The following is a 20,840-nucleotide window of genomic DNA, read 5'->3' on the forward strand; positions in this document are numbered from 1 at the left end:
CCGGTTTTGCATTTTCCGGGCCAGGAAATTCTGCCCACCTGGGTCCGGTGAGATTTATAAAGTTCAATATGTGCATTAAATAGAATGATCGTCGATCAGTCCCCCAGGCACAGACCCACCCGGTGCCCCTGTCCGCGGCCCCGGACCCTGAAGCCCCCGGCCGACGCCTCCACGGCCTCGGCGGGGCTGGGCAGGGCGTCCCAGCCCAGGACGTCCGCCACGAGGCGGTGGGCCTGGTCGTACTTCAGGCTCCGCGCCGCCCCGTCCCGCCAGACCCGCAGCACCCAGACGCCGTCGTCCTCGCCCACTTCCAGGCGCTCCACGGGGCCTCCGAAGGCCGCCCGCGCCTTCGCGGCCGTCCAGGTTCGGGTCCAGGGCGCGGCGGGCACGGGGTGCCGGGGGCAGGGGGGCGCCTCCGTGGCGCCCGAGCCCCACACGGCCCGGGGCGAGAGGGGGAGGCCGCCGCAGTGGGCCGTCCACTGGTCGGGGCCGGGGTTGCGCGCCGCCTCCCGGATGGCGGCCCAGGCGGCCTCCGTCAGGCCCGGCAGGTCCCCGGGGAGCGGGTTCCCGTGCCGGGGGTCCGTCCAGTCCAGGCGCGGGCCGCGCCCCACGAAGAACGCGCAGTGGGTGGAGTCGCACACGTCCGCGCCGGCGTGGCGGGGGCCGCGCGCGAGGAAACGCAGCACCGCCGCGCCCAGCTCGATGCGAAGGGCCGGGCTCCCGTGCGGAAGCTCGGCGTCCACGACGCCCGCGACGTAGTCCCGGGGCGCCATCGTGGCCACTGGCACCCCGGAGGCCAGGGCCACTTCGCCCTGGATGCGCCGGCGGATGCCGGGGGCGGAGAGTTCGAGAAGCCCCGGGCCCGCGGGGATCCCCGGGGCCAGCTCCGCCTCGGCGCCGGGGCCCAGGAAGCCCGTGCCCAGGGGGACGGGATCCGGGCCCAGGTTGCGGACGCGACAGCGCCTGCGGCCCAGCAGCTCGAAGAGCCGGACGCGCACCGACGCCGCCAGGCCCGCGGGAAGGGCTTCGGCCCGGCGCGTCCCGCGCCGCGGGGCCCAGGGCCGCCACCGGTCCAGGGGCGAAGCCAGGGCCGCGGCGGCCTCCCTGCCGGTGCCGGGGCGCAGGCGGCCCAGGACCGCCCAGCCCGTGTCGTCCACGGCCACCGCCAGGCCGCAGGTGGCCAGCGGATTGCCGTCGGGCGAGGGCACCGTGCCCGTCTTGGCCCAGAAGCCCCGGTGGCCGAGGCCCGCGGCGGTGCCGGTGAGGGCGGCCTCCCGCAGGCCCTCCAGGACCTCCCGGCGGATGGCCTCGCCCTCCGGCCAGGGGGTGAGCGCCAGGCGCCGGTAGGCCTGCAGCAGCGCCGAGGGCCGGATGGCGAGGCTGCCCGCGAGGCCGACGGCGTCCTCGGGGGACAGGGGCGCGGGGGCGAACCCCTCGGCCGCCAGGGAGGCCTTCAGGTCCGCCAGGGGCGTCTGGGCCGCCAGGGCCAGGAAGTAGGCGTTGCAGGAGACGGCCACGGCCCGGACCAGGCCGAGTTCCCCGTGGCCGGCCTTGAGCCAGCACCCCCTGCACGTGAACCTGGGGGAGGGTCCCTCGTGGGTCCGGGCCCAGGCCCGCGCCACGAAGGGCTTCTGCAGGGAACCCACGGGAAGGGGCGCGTCCCCGGAAGGGGGCGCGGCCTCCACCTGCCCGCCCTCCAGGCGCCAGGTGGCCAGTTCCGGAGGCGCGGCGCCCAGGGTGAGCGCCAGCCCCAGGAACAGCCCCCTCAAGGGGCCCCGCCGCCGAAGACGACCCGCTCCTCCCAGCCTTCGGAGGTGCGGCGGCGTTCCACCGCCAGGGACCGGGTGCCCGGGATCCACCCCAGCAGGCCCAGCACCTGGTCCGAGAGGGGGCGCACCTGTTCGGGCCGTGCGGGGCCCTCGGCCTTGGCCCAGCGGGTCTTCTCGGCCCGCACCACGTCCAGGTCCACCCGGGCCCACCGCAGCACGGCGGGGTCGATGCGGGGGGCGGGGACGTCCTGCAGGTCCCGGGCGCTGGGGGCGGCCCACAGCACGGCGCCTGCGCGGCGCAGCGCCAGGGCCGGCAGCCCCGGCCCCACGCGGATCTCGAAGGTACCGCCCACCCGGGCCACCGTGGCGCGGCCGGCGCGGCGTTCAAGGGTGGCGCGGCACAGCTCCACGAACTCGGCGTCCCGGGCCTCCGGCCACGGGAAGGCCAGGCGCCGCGCGCCGTCGGGGGTGACCCAGAAGCCCCAGCCGGCCACGGGGGTCTTGGCCAGGAGCGCCTTCCAGGGGAGCAGGTCGCCCTCCTCCCCCTTGGCGCCGCCCGGGACCGGGGCCGGCTTCGTGAGATCCACGGCGTAGGCGTCCTCCGCGCCCACGGCCTCGGGCAGCGGGCCCAGGACCGGCACGGGCCGGTCCGGGGGCTGGGGCACGGGCTCCAGGAGGCCCCGGCGGAAGGCGGTCCAGAAGCCCGCGCCGTCGGGCTCCCAGCCCTGGGCGCCCCCCGTAGCCTGGAAGGTGTAGACGCCGGGCCGCGCATCCCCGCCGCCGCGGCGCACCTCGACCAGGCGTCCGTTCTCGCTGCGCAGAGCGACCTTCACGCGGCCCCGCTCCGGGCCGTCGGGCCAGAGGAACTCCCGGCGGAAGTAGCGGTCCTTGCGCAGGGCGTCCAGGTCCAGCTCCATGGAGACCAGCCCCGGCAGGGGCGGCTGGAGGCCGCGGCCGGCCTGGGCCTCGGTGAGGGCGAGCTTCAGGGCGCGCTCGCTGGTGGCGAGCACCAGGCGCGTGCCCAGGCGGGCCCAGGCCAGGCCCATGCGCCGGTCCTTGTCCCCGGAGCCGTCCGCGGCGCCCCGGGTCACCAGGGCGTAGGCGGCGCCGGCGTGGGTCTTCGGGGTGCCCTTGGGCAGGGCCAGGGGCAGTTGGGCCAGCGGGGTGTCCACCACCAGCACCGCCTCCAGGTGGCCCACCTCCAGCAGGGCCAGGCCCAGGGACTTCGGCTTGAGCTGGAGGATCTGCTTCCAGGTCCAGGGCAGGTCCGGGGAGAGCCGGGTCCACTGGTCCTCGAGCTTGGAGCCCACGCGGCTCCGGCGCCAGGCGGCGGTCACCGGGTCGCCGTCGCGGGGGTCCCCCGACAGGAAGCGGCGGAAGTCGCCCTTGAGCGCGGCGTCGAAGGCCTGGGCATCGGGGATGACCATGCGCAGCGGCGCGTCCGGGAGGGGCAGGGGGGCCTCGGCCGCGAGCAGGCTAGCGGCCATGAGCATCACCAGCGGGCGCGGGATCATGGGCGGCCCTCCTTGTTCAGCACGTTCGTGAGCATCGCCCAGGTGAGGTCCCGGGGGCGGATGGGGGCGGGCCTGCCCCCTTCCATGCGGAAGGCCTCGGCCTTGCCGGCCGCGGGGGCCAGTTCGGCCTGGAGGGCCTTGAGGCCGGCGGCGTTGCGGTCCGCGAGGACGGCCAGGGTCTTCCGGGTCTGGACCTCGCGGCCCGTCCGCGCGGAAATCCGCGCCAGGTCGCCCAGGGCCGCGTTGATGTCGGCGGCCTTGAAGCGGCGGGCCGCCAGGATCCGGGCCAGGGCCTCGGGATCCGGCTGGCCCAGGGCGTTCCGCGCGGCGGCGGCGGACCGGGGCAGGAGGCCCCTGGCCGCGCGCAGGCGCAGCACGGCGCGGTCCCCTTCCAGGTCCCGGGCCCAGGGGCGGTCCGTTTCCAGCACCCGCTCCGCCCGGGCCAGGGCGCCCTCGTCGCCGGGGGCCAGGTTGCGGAGCGCCGCCCGGGCCGCGAGGACGTCGTGGCCGTGGGCCTTGAGGCGGTCGCCCAGGGACACCGGGCCCGCCCACACGGCGGCGGCGCCCGTCCAGTACTCCGGCGCCTTCACCCCCTGCGGGGCGAGCCTGCGCCACACGTCGAAGGCCATGGCCTCCTCCCGGGCGGTCCAGGGATGGCGCCCCCGGGAGGCCAGCAGGGCGCCGGCGGCCTCGGCCTTGAGCTTGAGCTTCTCCAGGATCCCGGCCCGCTGGCGGGCCTGGGCGTAGGTCTGCGTCTCCGGCCAGCGCGGAAGCCAGCGCCGGGCCTCCAGGGGCATGGCCGTGGCGGCCGTCTCCAGGATGTCGCCCAGGGACCAGGGCACGACCTCGCCCCGGAACCAGGCCTCCTCGAACTCCGCGGCCAGGGCGGGCGCCTCGGCGGCCGGAGTCAGCCGGAAGGCCAGCTTCCAGGAGGAGCCCGGGACCTCCCCGTCGCGCCGCTGCGCGGCCAGGAGCTTCAGGTAGCGCTCCTCCACCGGTTTCTGGCGGCCCGCGGCCTTGAAGGGCGCGAGCCAGGCCTCGAGCCGGCCCAGGGGGTCGGGAGCCGGGGCGGGCGCCTCTTCGGACCCGTCCTCGGCCTCCGTGGAGGCGCTCTCCGGGTTCGGGGCGTAGTCGAAGGCCAGGGACTGGCCCTTCCCCACTTCGGCCAGCATGGCGTCCACCAGGGCGAGGGCGGGTTCAAGTTCGTTCCGGGCCAGCCGGATGCGCACCGCCAGGAGGCGGCCGGGATCGTCCGCGCCGGGCCGCGTCAGCTCCGTCAGGAGCGGCGGCGCGGGGTTGGCGGGGTCCAGGGCCTTCTCGAGGGCGGCGATGGCGCCCATGCGTTCGGGGACCGGGATGCGGTCCAGGTGGGGGCGGGCCGCGGGCCACACGGGGCCCACCTTGGCCAGCACCGGAATCGGCAGGCGCGCCGAACCCGTGGCCCACAGCTCGCGGAGCCAGTACTGGGCCTGGGCGCGGGTGAGCCGGGCCTCGCGGCCCTCCCAGCGCCGCAGCAGGGCGGTGCGGAAATCCACCGGGTTGGCGGTGTGGAAGGCGCGGGCGGCCTCGGTGCGCTGGTCCTGGAGGTAGGCCAGGAGGACCGGCCCCACGGGGCGGGAGGCGTCGAGGCAGTCCAGGGGCGAGGGCAGGCCATGGCGGGCGGAGAGCACCGACAGGTCCTTGAAGTCGGCTTCGGTGAGGCCGGCCTGGATGGCCTTCACGTAGGCCCGGAAGGCGTCCGCGGCCTCCTGTTTCCGGTCGGCGGCGGCCAGGAGGGAGAGCCTGCCCTCCAGCCACGCGCGGTCCTTGGCGGGGCCGGGGCGGGCCTCGGCGACGCGCAGGGCCAGGGGGAGGTCCCCCAGGGCCCGGGCCAGGCGCATGGCCAGAAGCACCCGCTGCGTCTCGGAGCCGCGCTGGGGCGATTCCAGGGGCAGGTAGGGGGCGGTGGCGTCGCCCTTGCGGTAGCGGGCCAGGGCCTCCAGCACGTACCAGGCCTCCCCGGGGCGTTCGCCCCAGAAGGCGCCGGGAACCCGGCCCTGGTCCACGCCCTGGCCGGCCACGCGGTCATCGCCCTTCTCGGTGATGTCGCCCCGCCCGTCCCGGCGCGGGATGAACTCCGGCCAGATCCAGCGGGGATCCTTGCCGAGCACGTCGCCCACGGTGCGGGGACCCCTCAGCCTGTCCACCAGCGGATCGTCCGCGGCGCCGGCGGCGCCCTGGACCAGGCGCGCCATGGCGGCGTCGACGCGCTCCACCGCGGCCCTGCGGGCCACGAGGACGGGATCGGCGGGCCAGGCCGGCTCCCAGAACCGGAACCACGCCGTGCGCGGCGCCTCGGGGAGGATCGCCACCAGGGCGTCGGCGGACCAGCCCCGGGCCCCCAGGACCCAGAAGCGGTCCCAGAGGCGCCGGTCGCCCATCACGTCCGACAGTTCCTTCACCTTCCCGGGCTGGGCCGCGGCCGCCCGGGCCCAGGCCTCCAGCACGCCGCGGTCGTCGAGCCAGGAGGTCCAGGGCTGCCGGGGCGTGCCGGAACCGACGTTCGCCGCGCCCCGCACCTGGCCCAGGAGTTCCTGCCAGCGGGGCTCCACGAAGGCGAGGAGCTCCTCGGCCCGGTCCCTGCGGGCCAGGTCCCTCACCCACAGGGCCTGGAGGTCGGGTTCCCGGAAGACCTTCATGGCGGGGCGGCCGAAGGCCGCGGGCACCTCGCCCACGAGGTTCTCGCCCACCTGGTGCACGAAGGGGTAGGGCGGATCCACGTACCAGGGGCCTCCCCTGGAGGCCACGAACCTCTGGGCGAGGGCCTCGCGCAGGCCCGTCTCCAGGCCGGAGTTGGCGATGAAGGGCCACCACGCGTCCAGGGCCCGGGAATCCGGCTGCGGGCTGTCCTTGGGCTGGAGGGTCCGCAGGAGCCAGGCCTGGACCTCCTCCTTCTGCTCGGGCCGGGCCTGGCCCGCGAACACGGAGCCCGCCTGGGCGAGGAGGTGGGGATGCTCCTTGACGATCCCCAGGACCCGGATGACCTGGCCGGTGAGGAGCCCGATCTTCACGCGGGTGTCCAGGGGCAGGTCGCCTGCGGCGGCCAGGGGGCCCACGTCGCCCTTGGGCGAGTACAGCTTCACCGCCATGGCGGGCAGGCCCAGCCCGAAGAGCCGCTGGGCCGCGCGGGTCTTGCGCAGGCGCAGCTCCTGGGGATCGGCGGAGCCCTCCCTGGCCAGGGCCTTGAGGGTCTCCTGCTCCACGGCGAGGGCCTTCGCGCCGTCCCCAGCCCTGGCGTAGAGCTCGCTGCGCCAGCGGGCCACGTCCTCGCTGGCCTGCCGGGGCCGGTGCCACCCTTCCAGGTAGTCGGCGGCCTCGCGCGCGCGGTCGGCGCGCACGAGGATCTCGGCGGCGTCCCGCCAGAGGATCTCCTGCTCGGGACGCACGGTCACGGCGGCCTTGGCCGCGGCCACCGCGCCGTCCACGTCGTGGAAGAACCGCTTGATGTCGCGCACGGCCACGGCCCAGCGCATGTCCCTGGGACTGCGTTCGTGCTGCTTCTCGAAGAACGCCAGGAACTCGGCGCCCTTCCCGCCCCGCCGGGTGGAGCGGGACGCGGCCACGAGCCACTCCCGCTCGGTGCGGCGGTTCAGGGCCTCGATCCAGAGGGCCACGCCCCGGGCGGAGGCGTTCTCCAGGTCCGCGGCCCGGGCCAGTTCGCGGTAGAGGTCCGCCTGGACCTCCGGCTTGAGCAGGGCGGCCTGGGCCTTGGCCACGGGGAAGGGATCCCACGCGGGATCCTCCCGGAAGGAGAGCCGGGCCAGGAGGTGGACCGCGCCCAGGCGGCGCCGGTCCTCCAGGTCGGAGGAGGCGAGGATGAGTTCCACGGCCCTGCGGGCGCGCTTGAGGTCGGAGGCGGCCAGGGAAGCCTGGGTGAGGCGCTCCAGGAGGTTCTCCCGGTGGCCCGAGGCGGCGCGGGGGACGGTCTGCTCCAGGAGGTCCAGGGCCTCCGTGCCCAGCTTCGCCCGGTCCAGGAAGGCCAGGCGGTCGTCCAGGAGGCCCAGACTCCACGGGTAGCGGGCGGTGATGCGCCGCCAGTCCCCGGCGGCGGCCGCAACGCCCTTCGAGCGCTCCAGGTAGCCGGCGCGCTGGCTTTCGGCGCGCAGCTTGACGCTGCCCTCGGGCAGCTTGCCGATGCGCGGCTCCAGGGCCGCCCACACGGCGTCAGCCTCCTGCACCCGGCCGTTGTCGGCCAGGAACCGGGCCCGCTCCATCTCCAGGCGGATGCGCTCCTCCTCGGCGGGGGCGAGCTCCGCCCGCCGCGCCATGAGCGCGGCCTCGAAGGTCTTCGCCCGGGCCTTGGGCCAGCGTTCCCCGATGCGCCAGACGCCGGACTGGCCGGCGAAGTCCAGGAAGCCCGCGGAAGTGGCCCGGGGGGCCATCTCGCCGAGCTTGTCCAGCATCAGCGCCTCGATGCGGGCGATGGCGTCGTTCTCCCCGGGGCGCCGGGCCTCCTTCCGGGCCTGGCGCTGGGCGCGGCCCACGGGGTCGTTGGGCTGGTCCATGGCGTCGATCCAGGTGTCGGCGTCCCAGGTGAGGCCGGGGTCGGGGGGCGTGATGGTCCCCAGGGGGAAGAAGGCCGCCAGGGTGCGCTCGTCAGCCGCGCTGCCGGGGGCCAGGGAGCGGATGCGCTTCTCCACGAGCGAGTAGACCCTGGGCCGGGCCAGGAGCTGCGCGAGGCGCCGCAGGGAGCGCTGGTCGTTCTCGAACGACGAGTAGAAGCCGTCCTCCTCCTCGGGCCGGGTGGCGTCGAGGTACTCCCGCACCGCGCCTTCCAGGTCCTTGAGGTTCTCGCGGAGCACGCCGGTCTCGAAGGCGTAGAAGCGGGGCCGGCCCAGGGCCTTGCGCCCGGCCTCCACCACCTCCAGGGCCTCCTTGTCGTGGTTGTAGTCCCAGAGCAGGGTGGCCAGTTCGGCGATGCGGGCCGGGTCCCGGGGGGACCGGGCCAGCATGTTGCGCCAGATCGCCATGGCCTCGGCGCCGCGGCCGCGGTCCTCCTCCATCTCGCCCAGTTCCGTCCACAGGGGATTGGGATCCTCCAGGGCGGGCGCGGCGCGCTCCACCAGCGCCCGGGCCGGGGCGCCGTGGGAGGCCTCGAGGCCGTTTAGGGACCGGTGGAGGGAAAGGAGGCGCTGGGCGTGGGCCCCGTCGCCGGGGTAGCTGCGGCACAGGCTCTCGCCGGGCGCCACGGCCCGCTCGAAGCGGGAGAGGCGGGCCCAGCCCTCGAAGAGCAGCAGGTCCTCCACGGGCGTCCGGTCCTTGCGGCCCTCCAGGGCCGCGAGCCTGGCTTCCAGCGTTCCCTGCTTCATGGCCGAGGCGAACCAGGCCTCGCGCTGGGCGGGGTCCGCGAAGAGGATGGCCCAGCGGCGCTCCTCCAGGAGCGCCTCGGGGACGATGACCTTGGTGGAGGCCTTCCGGGCCTCGGCGGCGGGATCGAAGTCCCGCTGCCACTGCCCCGGCGTCACGAGCCGCCCGGCCTCCCTGAACACCTGGGGGCTGTGGGGGAAGCGCTCCAGGGCCTTGAGGCGGACCCAGTCGGCCCAGAGGACCATGCGCAGGCCCGCGTTCACGGGGGGCTGTTCGGGCACCTGCACCGTCACCGGGGTCCCGGCCCTGCGGAACAGGTCCGAGCCCCGGAACCGGGCCGTGACGTCGGCGGCCAGGGCGCGCAGTTCGGCGTGGTAGTTGCGCCGCGCGTACCACCGCGCCGCCTTGTCCCAGATGCCCGGGTCCTGGAAGCGCTTGAGGGCCTCCTGGTAGCGGGGCCCCAGGCCGTCGTCCAGGTTCCACCCCTCCAGGCGCGAGGCGAGGCTGAGCCACAGCTCCTCGGCGTCCGGGAGGCGGTCCAGTTCGGTGAGGATCAGGTCCACCGAGGCGCGGTGGGAGCCGTCCCGCTGGTCCAGGCGGGCCACGCAGTCGTCCAGGAGGCGCCCGTAGCCGCGGACGCGGGGCCTGCCGGTCTGGAGCCGGGCCCAGGCGCGGGTGTCGTCGGCCTCCTCGGGCTGGTAGTCGTCGTCCCCTCCGCCGTGGAGGCGGGGCCTGGAGCGGTCCGGGGCGGCGGAACGCAGCCGGGCCTTCATGAGGCGCAGCTCCTCGGCCAGGGCCACGTCGGTCTGGCGCGCGGCGAGGAGCGCCTGGCGCCGGGCCTCGTCGGCCTGGGGCTCGGGGCCGCCCTCCACGAGCGGCAGGAGGGCCAGGGCCTTGGCCCCTTCGCCCCGCTCCACGTGGCGGGCCATGATGGCGACCCGCAGCGACGGCAGCGCCGGGTCCCCGGGGGCGCGCTGGGCCAGGGCGTCGGTAAGGGCGCGGGCGGTGGCGAAGGTGCGCTCGGGCAGGGCCTGGAACTCGAGGTTGTCCAGGGTCTCCTTCCAGGGCACCCCGGTGAGGAGGAAGGACACGCCCCCCGTCCAGAGGCCCGGGGTGCGGTCCACCCCGGCCACCCAGCGGTAGGCCTCGTCGTTGTAGCCACCCCAGGCCAGGGGCCGGCCCCCGGCGCGCAGCGCCAGCCGCGCCAGGAGGGCCAGGTCCCCGGTCTGCTGCGCCGGGGTGCCCAGGTGGGCCGCGGCCAGGGCGGCCCGGAAGGCCTCCGGCACGGCTTCCACGCCCGCGTACAGGCGGGACAGGAGCAGCTCCCCGTCGCGGTCCAGGGCCTTCTCGTAGCGCCGTTCCACCTGGCGCAGGAGCTCGGTGGCGAGGCCGGCCTGGCGCTTGCCGTTGAGGTACACGAAGAGCCGGGTCAGGGCGCCCGCGTCGAAGCGGGTCTCCAGGGTTGCGCGCCAGGCGCCGGGGGAGGTGGCCGAGGCCTTGTCCACGCGCCGGGCGTAGGCGCGGTCGAAGGTGGAACTCCAGGGCTGGGTCGCCGCGCCGTCCAGGATCAGGAAGGCGCCGCGGGCGTCGCCGTGGTCGGCCTTGAGGTCCGAGCGCACCAGGAGGCGCCGCTCGGGGGGCAGGGCGTGGGAGGCCGCCAGGCCCTGGTCGGCCTCGTCCAGGCGCCCGGCCTTCTCCAGGGCCCGCAGCCAGGCCTCCAGGGCCGCCGCGTCCTCCGGGAAGAGGTCGGCCTTGGCCTTGCGCAGGGCGATGCCGTCGGCCAGGTCGGGATGGGCCTGGGCCCAGGCGATGCGCTCGTCGCAGAGCGACGCCTTCGCGTCGGGGGCCAGGCCCGCCAGGGCGCGCTCGGCGGCCTTGAAGGCCGCGGCGGGCTCGGAGTGGGCCATCTCCCACCGGGCGGTCTCCGCCCAGGCCTCGGGCCCGGCGGTCTGGGCCCAGCGCTCCATGGCCTCCAGGGCGCCCTTGCGGTCGCCCAGGGACAGGCGGGCCTCGGCCAGGTGGCGCAGGGCCGCGGGGTCGCTCCGGCCCTCCAGGAGCCTGGCCAGCTCCGCGGTGGGGGTCGGGTAGTGGACCTTGTGGCCGTCCACCGAGGCGAACCGGGTGGCCAGGGCGTAGATCCAGTCGCCCTCCGTCATGTTCTCCCAGGGGATCACGGAGGCGGCGAACCCGGCCGCAGCGAGGGGAAGAATCCAGGCGAACGCGCGCTTGCTTCTCACGGCTTCACCTCCAGGATGGCGCGGGCAAAGCCCCGGTTCTTGGCTGCGTCCACGGCCTCGAACACCACTTCGACCTGGCCCGTGACGCCGTAGGGAACGGTCGTCAGGCCCACGCAGCGGCGTTCGGCGGGATCCCACCGCAGCGGGACGGGCGGGGCGTCCCCCACCCGGGCGCTGAGGAACACCACGTCCTCGTCGGCGGCCGCCGCGATGCGCAGGGCCTCGCCGGACCGGGCCGAGGCCGGCAGGGCCGGGCGGATCTCCGGGGCCCTGCCGTCCAGGACGAAGTGCTTGGTCTCCGACACCCGCGCCCCGCCCGCGTCGCGCATGAGGATGCGCACCTCGTGGCGGCCGTCCCGGAGCCCCTCGGGCACGAGGAAGCGGCCCTCCCACACGTTGCTGGCGGGCCTGCGCACCAGGTCCAGGCGCAGGCCGAAGGGGAAGAGGGCCGTGGCCGAGACCGTGCCGGGGTCGCATTCCACCCGCAGCACGGGGTCCCCGGGCTGGATGCGCCGGGGCCGCAGGAGGGACCGGGGCGCGGCCAGGAAGGCCGTGTAGGGGGTGATGAACTTGTAGCGCTTGCTCAGGGCGATGATCTCGTCCACCCACTCGCGGCGCTCCCCTTCGGCCTCGATGCGCCGCAGGAGGTCGTCCACCCGCGCCCGGGCCCAGCGCCGGGGCAGGTCCCGGGCGTCCAGGGCCCTGGCGGGCAGGGCCCCGTCCAGGGCGGCCCTGCCGCCGGGGAAGAGGGGCGAGGCCCACTCGAAGCGCACCTTCTCGGCGGGGGCGGCGTAGCGCCCGATCCACCCGGAGAGGCTGCCGGGTTCCAGGGGCTGGACCAGGACGGGGTAGATGTCGCGCAGCCTCGGGTCTCCGCCGGAGGCCGCGAAGGGCACCTCGCCCGCGGCGCGCCGGGCCTTCTCTGCAGGCGCCGCGCCCAGGACGTGGCGGAAGAAGAGGTCCCCCTCGATCTCGGTGGCGGTGGGGGAGAGCATCTGGACGGAGGCCGCGGCCAGGGCCTCGCCCGCCTCGCCCACGGTCACGGCGGTGAAGAGCGGAACGGGCCCGGCGGCGGCCTTGAGGGCCTTGGAGCGCAGCAGGCCCTGGCCGCTGGTGAGCAGCAGGATCCGGCCGCGGTCGCCCAGGGCCTTGCGGGCCGCGGCGAGGGCCTGGGCCAGGTCGGCCCCGGGGCCCAGGGGGCGGTTGCGCAGCTGGGTGAGCTGGGCCTCGATGGTCTGGGCGTTCACGGGCTGGAGCGCGCCGGCGCCCGGGGTGCGGTCGTAGGGGATGACGACGAAGCGGTCCTCCCGGCCCAGGGACTGGAGCACGCGCACCAGGTGGCCGTAGGCCAGCTCCAGGCCGCCCCAGCGGTGGCCCAGCGAGGTGTCGAAGAGGATGGCCAGGGACTGCCCCCCGGGCACGGGGGCGGGCTTTTCCGGGCGGGCCGAGCCCTGGGGCAGGGCCTCCAGGAGGAAGAACCCGTCCTTCTCCGGCGGGATCTCCGACGGCCGCTCCCAGGGGGCCAGGGCCAGGCCCTCGGGCAGGGCGCCCTCGGGGTTTCGGAAGGCGGTGAGCCGCAGGGGCCCCGCGTCCCGGGGCCGGAACCGCAGGGCGAGGTCCTTGTCCAGGCGCACGTGCCTGCCCGTGAACCCGGCGCCCTCCGCCGTGGCCGTGAGCGGCAGCCCGGAGGCCATGGCCTCGAAGGCGCCGTCCTCGAGCCTGACGCGGACGGTGAAGTTCTCGGCGACGGTGGGCTCCGCGTCGGGGGGGCGCAGTACGAGGCGGAATTCACCCCTGCCGCCGATGAGGGGGACCTCCTGCTGGAACTGGATCTCCAGGCGCTTGGTGGCCATGGGGGGGATGGGGGCCACCGTCACCGAGAAGAGGGATCCCCCGGAGGGCCGCGCGGCCGGGGCGCCCTCCCCGGGCTCCTGGTCCTCCTCCTCCCCCTGCTGCAGGAGGCCCGGATCGATGCGCTGGCGGGTGAGCTCCTGGTAGATGGATCGCGCCCGCTTCTTCTCGAGGATGACGCCCGGGATGCGCTGCAGGCCGTCCCACACGGCGAAGTCGCCCACCGCCGCCGAGGCCGGCAGGGCGAAGCGGTAGGTGCCCTCCTGCACGGAGGCGGTGTGGTTCTCGAAGACCTGGCGCACGTTGACCCGCGCGTAGCCCCTGGCGATGGCGAGGTCCACGGTCATCTCGCGAAGGGAGAGGACCTTGGGGTCGGGCCGGCCCGAGCTCGAGGGGATGAGCAGGCCGGCCTGGGCCTGCAGGGGCAGGACGGCGAGGGCGGGGAGGAGGGCCAGGAGTCTTCTGAACATGTCAGGATCCTTCGTCCGGGAGGGGCAGGGGGATGCGGGCGAGCCCTTCGTCGGTGCCGACGTAGAGGACTCCGGGGCCTTCGAGGAGCGCGGTGACGCGGGGGGAGGGCAGCCGGGCCCGGATGGGTTCGAAGCGGGCGCCGTCCGCCGACAGGCGCCAGAGGCCCCGGCCGTCGGTGCCCAGGTACAGGCGGCCCCCGGCCTCCACGAGGCAGCCGGTGTTCACCTTCAGTGCGGAGGTCTCGGGGAAGGCCTGGAAGGCGCCCACGGCCCGGGGCTGGTCCGCGGGCGCGGTGCGCCGGGCCACCCCGCCCCCGTAGGTGCCGAGGAAGAGGTCGCCCCGGTGCAGGGCCAGGGCGGTGATCCAGGGGTGGGGCAGCCGGCCCTCGCCGGCGGTCACCCGCCAGAGGACGCGGTTGCCGGCCACCGCGCCCAGGCCCGAGGGCGTGCCCACGAAGAGGGCCTCGCCCGAGGCCAGGGCCAGGGCCTGGTTGCCTGGGAGCCCGTGGAAGGCCGACAGCATCCGGGAGCCGGGCATGAGCACGCCCTGCCCGCAGCCCACCGCCACGCCGTCGCGGGTGGCCGCCAGGGAGAAGGCGGCGCCGCCTTCGCCGGCGCCCTTGAGGGTCCTTCCGTCGAAGCGGGCCGAGCCGCGCAGGCTCGCCACCTGGAGGGCGCCGCCCACCGGCAGGAGGGCGTTGACGCCCCAGGTGCCCGAACCGGGCACGGCGGACCACGCCAGGGCCGCTCCGCGGGGTTCGGCCACCGCCAGCCCCCCGTTGAAGATCCCCGCCACCAGCCGCTGACCGAGCCACGCCAGGGCGCCCACGTGGACGGATCCCGGCGGCAGGGCCGCGGGCCGGGGGCGGGCAAGCACCCATCCCTCCTTGCCGCGGCGGTAGAGCCCCGCGTCCGTGTCCGCGAACGCGAGGCCGCTCGCGGCCATGACCTTGCGGGGTGGGGCGGGCAGGAAGTCCTCCCGGGCCCGGCCCCCGGGGCCGAAGCGCAGCAGGCGCCCCCCGCCCGCGGCCAGCACCTCGGCACCCTCCACCGCGGCCGAGGTCGCGTCCTCGCCGCCGGGCACCGCCGCGAGGTTCCCGCCCAGGGGCCCCCGCGCCAGGCCCAGGGGGGTCACCACGGCCACGTCGGGCCCCGGGCAGCCCACCCACTCGATCCAGGGATCCGGCGTGGGCAGAAGGGTGGCGCGGGCCGCCTCGATGCGGCGCAGGCCCTCCTCGCCCCCGGCCAGGAGCAGGCCGCCCGGGCCCAGGGCCACGGCGCGCACGGAATGGCCGTCCAGCTTCTGCAGGGTCCGGGCCCCCCAGGCGGCCCGGAAGAGCCCCTCCCGGGCCCCGATGAGCAGCTCGCCGCCGGGCGTCTCCGCCAGGGCCCGCACGTGCAGGGTCCCGAACCCCGCGGCCAGCTCCTGCCAGGCGCCGCCCTCCCGGAGGTAGAGCCCCCCCGCCTCCAGGGCCGCCACGGTCCGTCCCCGCCACAGGGCCACGCAGGCCGCCCGCAGCGTGGGGAGGGCCCCGGAGGCGTCCCCGTCCTCGTCACGGATGCCGGAGGCCCCGGCGGTGGCGAGCGACGTCTCCGAGGCCGCCACGCCCTCCACCTCGCCTCCGCCCCAGCGCTCCGCGGCGAGGCCCTCCGCCTTCACCGGCAGGAGCTGGAGGGGCGCCTCGCCCCGCCCCGGCTGGGACAGGGCCCGGGCCAGGTCGCGGGAGATCTTCAGGTAGGCCAGGGTCCCCAGGGCCGCGGCTGCGGCCAGGGCAGCCAGGACCGCGCGGCGTCGGTTGGGGGAGAGGGACATGGGGCCGGCCGGGTTGGAAGGAATCGAGGAATGGGAATCCGGAGAACGTGGATCAACCATACCCGAAAATGCCGGATTCCTGTGCCCTGGTGCCCGGGTTTGCCTATTTCAAGTTTTCCAGGGCCTTCGCGGTGGCCTCCAGGAGGGCTCCGGGGCCCACCGGGCTGCCGGTGGCGCGGACCATCCACAGGTCGGGCGTGAGCCGGCCCTGGCGGGCCATGCGCTCGAACTCGGCGCCCAGGTCGCCGGTCTTGTCCACCTGGCGCTGGATCTGGAAGGCGATCATGTGGCCGATGGGGTAGTCGGGCAGGTACAGGAAGCTGCTGACCATGTGGCTGTAGACGCCCAGGAGCACGCAGTCCTTCTGGCCGAAGACGGGGGCGTAGTACGTGTTCCACACGTCGCGGCTGATGGCCAGCGTGGCTTCGCGAAGCTGGGCGGGGGTGGCCTGGGGGTGGTCGTACATCCAGTGCCACACGGCGGTGTCCACCATGCCCACGCCCGCGATCTCGAAGGTGCCCCAGAAGTCGTTGAGCACGGCCAGGGCCTTGGCCCCGGCGGTGGGGGCGGGCTGGCCCAGCAGCTCCAGGTCGCGGGCCTGGAACACGAAGGCCAGGGCCTCGGTGAAGCTGGTGGCGGGGACGCCGGCCATGAGCGGGTGCTCGACGCCGTTCAGGGAGAAGGTCTGCTCGACGTTGTGGCCGTTCTCGTGGATGGCGATGTTGAAGCCCTTGTAGTCCATGCCGTCCTTGCCCACGCGGGTGCGCAGGTGGGGATGGTCGGCGCGGCGCGCGGCGCCCATGGCGTGCCCGGAGCCCCGGGCGGGGTCCACCTCGATGTTGCCGGCGAGGTAGTCGGCCTTTTCGGGCGTGAAGCCCAGGCCCCGGAGGAGGGCGGGCATCTCCTTCTTGTAGGCCTCGGCGGTGGGGAAGCGCTTGCGGGTGATGGAGTCCAGCTTGGCCTCGTCCATGCTCGGACGGAAACCGTTGTACCAGACGTCGAAGGGCTCCAGCTTGCGGCCCAGGCGCTGCTCGATGAGGCGGGCCACCCTGGCCACCATGGGCGAGGTGCACACCTCCTTGAGCATCGCGATGGCGCGGGCCTCGGGGAGCTGGCGGCCCTCCTCGTAGCTGCGGGCGATGTGGGTGGGCGCGGCCGGGCAGTAGGGGTCGGCCTTGCGCGCGGCCTGGAAGGTCTGGAGGAGGACCGCGTAGCGGGTGTCGGGCTCGGGGTCGCTGGTGACCTTGAGGGCCGGGGCGGGGCGGTCGGAGTCCTTCACGGCCGCGGGCCTGACGGTGTTGGCGAAGGGGTCCCAGTCGACGTTGGGGTTGTCCACCACCACGGCGGGGATGGTCTGGGTGACGATGCGCTCCATGACCTTCTGGATCTGCCGCTGGCGCTGGAGGCCCTCGGCACCCTGGGCGTACTGGCTCTTGATCTCGTCGCGCAGGTTCCAGTGGGAGAGGAGGCGCTTGCCGGCGGGGAAGGCCCGCTGGCCCTTGGCGTCCACCACGTGGTGCATCCAGATGTTGTAGCCCGCGATGTAGCGCTCGGCGGCCCCGGAGGCCTCGGCCACGGCCAGGTTCACCTCCGAAGGGATCCGCGCGGAGAACCGGTCCACGAGCCTGGCCTCGGCCCACTGGCGGTTGCTCCAGGAGGCGCCTTCCCTGAGCCGCTCGTCCAGGGTGGTCATGGGGAAGTTGAGGAGCACGACGAAGGCCAGCTTGTTGGCGAAGGCGTCGGCCTGGAAGTGGGCCCCGGGGTCGTAGCCCGCCAGGATGTCGTCCACCGGCAGCATGGGCCCCAGGTCCAGCTCGGCGTGCCACTTGAAGTCGCGCCCGATCTCCAGCATGTGGCCTTCCAGGCTCTCGACGACCATCTCCAGGCGCCCGAAGAGCGCGTCCAGGGCCTTGGCGTCCCCGGCGAACTGCGCGCGGGCGAAGTCGGCGAAGGCCGCCGGGTCCCCGTCCTCGGCCCGCCAGAGGCGCGCGGCCTGGGCGAGGCCGCGCTTGACGCGCCCGGCCTGCGAGGGCCCGTAGCGGGCCGTGAGCTCGGCCTCCAGGGAGGCCTGGGCCACGGCGGGAGCCGCGGCGCGGAGGGAGGGCAGGCCGCAGGACGCGGCGAGGATGGCGGCGATGCCGATGATCTTCATGGGGGACCCCAAGTGGAATGCACCTGGAATTCTACTGGGGATCCCTCGCGCCGGATGTGCCCAAGGGCACTTACTTCATGGCCATCAGCACGATCCGCGCCCTGCCCAGGGAGGAGACCTTCCCGCCGGGCAGCGTGACGTTGATGGTGCCCCTGGCCTCGGGGTTCACCAGGACCTGGTTCCCCGTCTCGGGGCCCACGGCGAAGGTGGCCCCCTGGCGGATGGCCGCGGGGGTCGTGCCCAGGCAGGGGATGCCCGCCTTGACCATCTGCCTCACGAGCACCGTGGAGTCCAGGACGCCCTCGGGGTAGCAGGGGTCGTCCCGAAGGAGGACCAGGTAGTCCGGCATGATCTTCCGGGTCTCCTGGTAGAGCACCCGCCCGTAGTCGGCCCGCCCGTCGCGGACGTCCAGCACCACGATGGTGCAGCCTTCGCCGGCGGCCTCCGCCAGGGACTCGATCTCGGCCGCGCTGCGCCGGTAGTTCGCCACGACCGAGATGCGCGTCTTTTCAGGCCAGGTGCCCCGGGCCGTTTCCATCAGCGGCCCGAAGCCACCCGCGGAGGCGGTGGTGGCCAAGCCGAAGGCCACGAGGATCCCTGCTCGTCTGAACATCGGAAGCTCCCATTGCTGATGCCGGGCATGAGAATGGGCGCAGCCCCGCGGCCCGGCGCGGACTGCGCCCGGTTACCCTCCCTTGAACGGCTCACCGCGTCCTTGGGGACGCGGTGAGAACGAGTCACAATATCCGTCCTCGGGGGGCAGGCGGCAAGGGGGGCTTTGCGAAATTCAACCCGGGTTGCCGTAACCCTTGAACTCCATGTCCGTTCCCAGGATGTGGTGGCCGAACCAGTCCTGGACGAGGTAGAGCACCTCCTCGGCCGTCACCGAGCCGGGCTCGTGCTTGTAGCGGCGCTGCAGCTCCTTCATTCGCTCCCGGAAGTTCTGGTGGACCTCCTTGTGGGCCTCCAGGTCCGGGTAGCCCACCTTGGCCATCCAGCGCTCCTCGGAGTCGAAGTGCATCAGCGTGTAGTCCACCAGGAACTCGATGCGGTCGTCCATGGGGGGCGGCTGCTCCTCGGCCATGGCCTTGCGGAACTCCGTCACCATCTGGAAGAAGATATGGTGGTACGCGTCGACGAGGGGATTGCCGACGGTGTATTTTTCAGTCCATTCCACGAATTCCATGCGGCTTCCCTCGAGACGTCCACCAGCTTACCTGATTTCTAGCCGAGGGGCTCCTCATAGGCGCAGGCCGGGCAGAGCATGACGGTGATGGGGTCCTTGCCCCGGGGCTTCCGGGTCTTCTCGGTCATGTAGGGGTTCTTGCACGACGGGCAGGCCCGCGGCACGGGCTTGTCCCAGGCCGTGAAGTCGCACTTGGGATACCGGGTGCACCCGTAGAAGATCTTGCCGAAGCGGGTCTTCCGGGGGCTCAGGTCCCCGCCGCACTTGGGGCAGGGGACGCCCAGGATCTCCTTCTTGACGGTCTTGCAGGTGGGGTAGTCCACGCAGCAGACGAACTCGCCGTAGCGGCCGTGGCGCTTGACGAAGTTCTTGCCGCAGGTGGGGCACTTCTCGTCCAGGGGCTGGTCGGGGGGGACCGGGATCCCCTTGGGGTCGGCCTTGCGGATGCCCTTGCAGGCGGGGTAGTTCGTGCAGGCCCAGAAGGGGCCGAACTGGCCCTTGCGCAGGTTCATGGGGGTCGAGCCGCACAGCGGGCATTCCGGCGCGTCCTCGGGCTCCTCCATCTTCTCCAGCTCCTCCGTGTGGTCGCACTCGGGGTAGCGGGAGCAGCCCAGGAAGAGGCCGTTCTTGCCGATGCGCTTGAGCATGGGCGCCTTGCACTTCTTGCATTCCACCCCGGCGGGGATGCCCGCCTTGAGGTTCAGCATGTCCTTGCCGGCCCGCGCCAGCAGCTTCTCGAAGGGGCCGTAGAAATCCTTCATCGCCTTCAGGAAGGTCAGGTCCCCTTCCTCGACCCGGTCCAGCTGGCCTTCCAGCCCGGAGGTGTAGGTGGGCTCCATGAGCTCCCGGAAGCCCTGCACCAGGAGGTCGGTCACCACGCAGCCCAGTTCCGTGGGCTTGAAGCGGCCCTCGTGCTTCTTGACGTAGTCGCGGTCCTGGATGGTGGCGATGATGCTGGCGTAGGTGGAGGGCCGGCCGATGCCGTCCTCTTCCAGCTCCTTGACCAGGGTGGCTTCCGAGAACCGCGCCGGGGGCTTGGTGAACTGCTGGTCGGTGTCCAGGTGCTCGAGCTTGAGCGGCATGCCCACCTTCAGGACCGGCAGGCCCACGGCCTCCTCCTCGCCTTCCTCGGCGACGGTCGCTTCGTTGATCTCCTCGGCCTTCTGCTCCTCCTGGGCGGCCCGGTAGACCACCAGCCAACCAGGGAAGCGCTCGATCTCGCCCTTGGCCTCGAAGGCCGCGGCCTCCCCGCTGGGGAGCTTCGTCTCGGCTTCCACCACCGTCTCGTCGAAGACCGCCGATTCCATCTGGCTGGCCACGGTGCGGCGCCAGATGAGGGCGTAGAGCCTGAACTGGTCGGGCTCCAGGCGGTTCTTCATGCTTTCGGGGGTGCGGGTGATGTCGGTGGGGCGGATGGCCTCGTGGGCGTCCTGGGCGGCGGCCTTCCCCTTGTAGATCCGGGCCTTGGCCGGCACGTAGTCCTTGCCGTAGCGGTCCGCGACGAGCTCCCGGATGGCCGTGACGGCCTCGGGGGCCAGGCGCGGGGAGTCGGTCCTCATGTAGGTGATCAGGCCCACCGGGCCCTCGCCGAAGTCCACGCCCTCGTAGAGGCGCTGGGCGTTCTGCATGGTGCGGGTGACGCTCATGCGGAGCTTCTGGGCGGCTTCCTGCTGCAGCTTGGCCGTGTTGAAGGGGGCCGCGGGGTTGCGCTTCTTCTCCTTGGTCTCCAGGGACGTCACCTTCCAGGCGGCGGCGACGATCATGTCCCGCAGGGCGTGGGCCTGCTTCTCGTTGGAGATGCGGGTCCTGGTCTCCTTGTTGCCCATCTGGACGGGTGAACCCGACAGGCGGGTCAGCTTCATCCAGAAGGCGGGCGGAGTCTTGGCGGCGAAACGGCCCTTGAGGACCCAGTACTCGACCGGGTTGAAGGCCTCGATCTCCCGCTCGCGGTCCACGATGAGACGCACCGCCACGCTCTGCACGCGGCCGGCGCTGAGGCCCCGGCGCACCTTGTCCCAGAGCACCTGGGAGACCTTGTAGCCCACGAGCCGGTCCAGCACGCGCCGGGCCCGCTGGGCGTCGACAAGCTTCTTATTGATGACGGTGGGGGCCGCCATGGCCTTCTGGATTCCCGAAGGCGTGATCTCGTTGAAGAGCACCCGGTGCACCGGCATGCCCTTGGGGGGCTTGATGGATTCCAGGAGGTGCCAGGAGATGGCCTCCCCCTCGCGGTCAGGGTCGGTCGCGAGGTACAGTTCGGTGGCGCCCTTGGCGGCGGCCTTGAGTTCGGCCACCACCTTGGCCTTGCTGGCGGGGATCTCGTATTCCTCCTGGAAGCCGTTCTCGATATCGACCCCCAGCTTCTTGGGCAGGTCCCGGATATGGCCGACGCTGGCCTTCACCGTGTACCCCTTTCCGAGGTATTTGGTGATGGTTTTCGCTTTGGAAGGGCTTTCCACGATCACGAGCTTGGTCAAGGCAATCTCCAAGTTGCCGATTTGG

The 20,840-nt window shown here is 74.0% G+C and carries 9 protein-coding genes; all 9 read right to left on the reverse strand.

Annotated elements, in window-relative coordinates; all coding sequences use genetic code 11:
• Positions 1-95: 95 nt before the first annotated feature.
• The 9 genes from ACZ5MC_RS05125 to topA all read right to left on the reverse strand — a co-directional run bounded on the left by ACZ5MC_RS05125 (position 96) and on the right by topA (position 20,815).
• Complete coding sequence (locus ACZ5MC_RS05125; protein ID WP_464517191.1) at positions 96-1,769, reverse strand: hypothetical protein; 1,674 nt, start codon at positions 1,767-1,769, stop codon at positions 96-98.
• Positions 1,766-3,283, reverse strand: coding sequence for a hypothetical protein (locus ACZ5MC_RS05130; RefSeq protein ID WP_306599248.1), 1,518 nt, complete (start codon positions 3,281-3,283; stop codon positions 1,766-1,768). The genes ACZ5MC_RS05125 and ACZ5MC_RS05130 overlap by 4 nt, the downstream gene beginning before the upstream one ends.
• The gene (locus tag ACZ5MC_RS05135; protein ID WP_464517192.1) at positions 3,280-10,866 is read right to left on the reverse strand and encodes a hypothetical protein; all 7,587 of its coding nucleotides are present in this window, start codon (positions 10,864-10,866) and stop codon (positions 3,280-3,282) included. Before ACZ5MC_RS05135 ends, ACZ5MC_RS05130 begins: the two co-directional genes overlap by 4 nt.
• A complete protein-coding gene (locus tag ACZ5MC_RS05140; protein ID WP_306599250.1) occupies positions 10,863-13,187 on the reverse strand; it encodes a VIT domain-containing protein in 2,325 nt (774 codons plus the stop codon). Before ACZ5MC_RS05140 ends, ACZ5MC_RS05135 begins: the two co-directional genes overlap by 4 nt.
• Before the next feature lies 1 nt (position 13,188).
• The gene (locus ACZ5MC_RS05145; RefSeq protein WP_306599252.1) at positions 13,189-15,000 is read right to left on the reverse strand and encodes a hypothetical protein; all 1,812 of its coding nucleotides are present in this window, start codon (positions 14,998-15,000) and stop codon (positions 13,189-13,191) included.
• 103 nt (positions 15,001-15,103) lie between these two features.
• Complete coding sequence (locus ACZ5MC_RS05150) at positions 15,104-17,152, reverse strand: hypothetical protein (protein WP_464517193.1); 2,049 nt, start codon at positions 17,150-17,152, stop codon at positions 15,104-15,106.
• A 70-nt stretch (positions 17,153-17,222) separates the two neighbouring features.
• The gene (locus ACZ5MC_RS05155; RefSeq protein WP_464517194.1) at positions 17,223-17,765 is read right to left on the reverse strand and encodes a hypothetical protein; all 543 of its coding nucleotides are present in this window, start codon (positions 17,763-17,765) and stop codon (positions 17,223-17,225) included.
• Positions 17,766-17,939: 174 nt separating this feature from the next.
• Positions 17,940-18,338 (reverse strand): bacteriohemerythrin, encoded by a 399-nt coding sequence (locus tag ACZ5MC_RS05160; protein ID WP_306599256.1) that lies wholly within the window; start codon positions 18,336-18,338, stop codon positions 17,940-17,942.
• A 38-nt stretch (positions 18,339-18,376) separates the two neighbouring features.
• On the reverse strand, positions 18,377-20,815 hold the full coding sequence (gene topA, locus ACZ5MC_RS05165; RefSeq protein WP_306599258.1) for a type I DNA topoisomerase: 2,439 nt from the start codon (positions 20,813-20,815) through the stop codon (positions 18,377-18,379).
• Positions 20,816-20,840 lie beyond the last annotated feature (25 nt).

The sequence above is a fragment of the Mesoterricola sp. JemC181 genome (assembly GCF_055384585.1).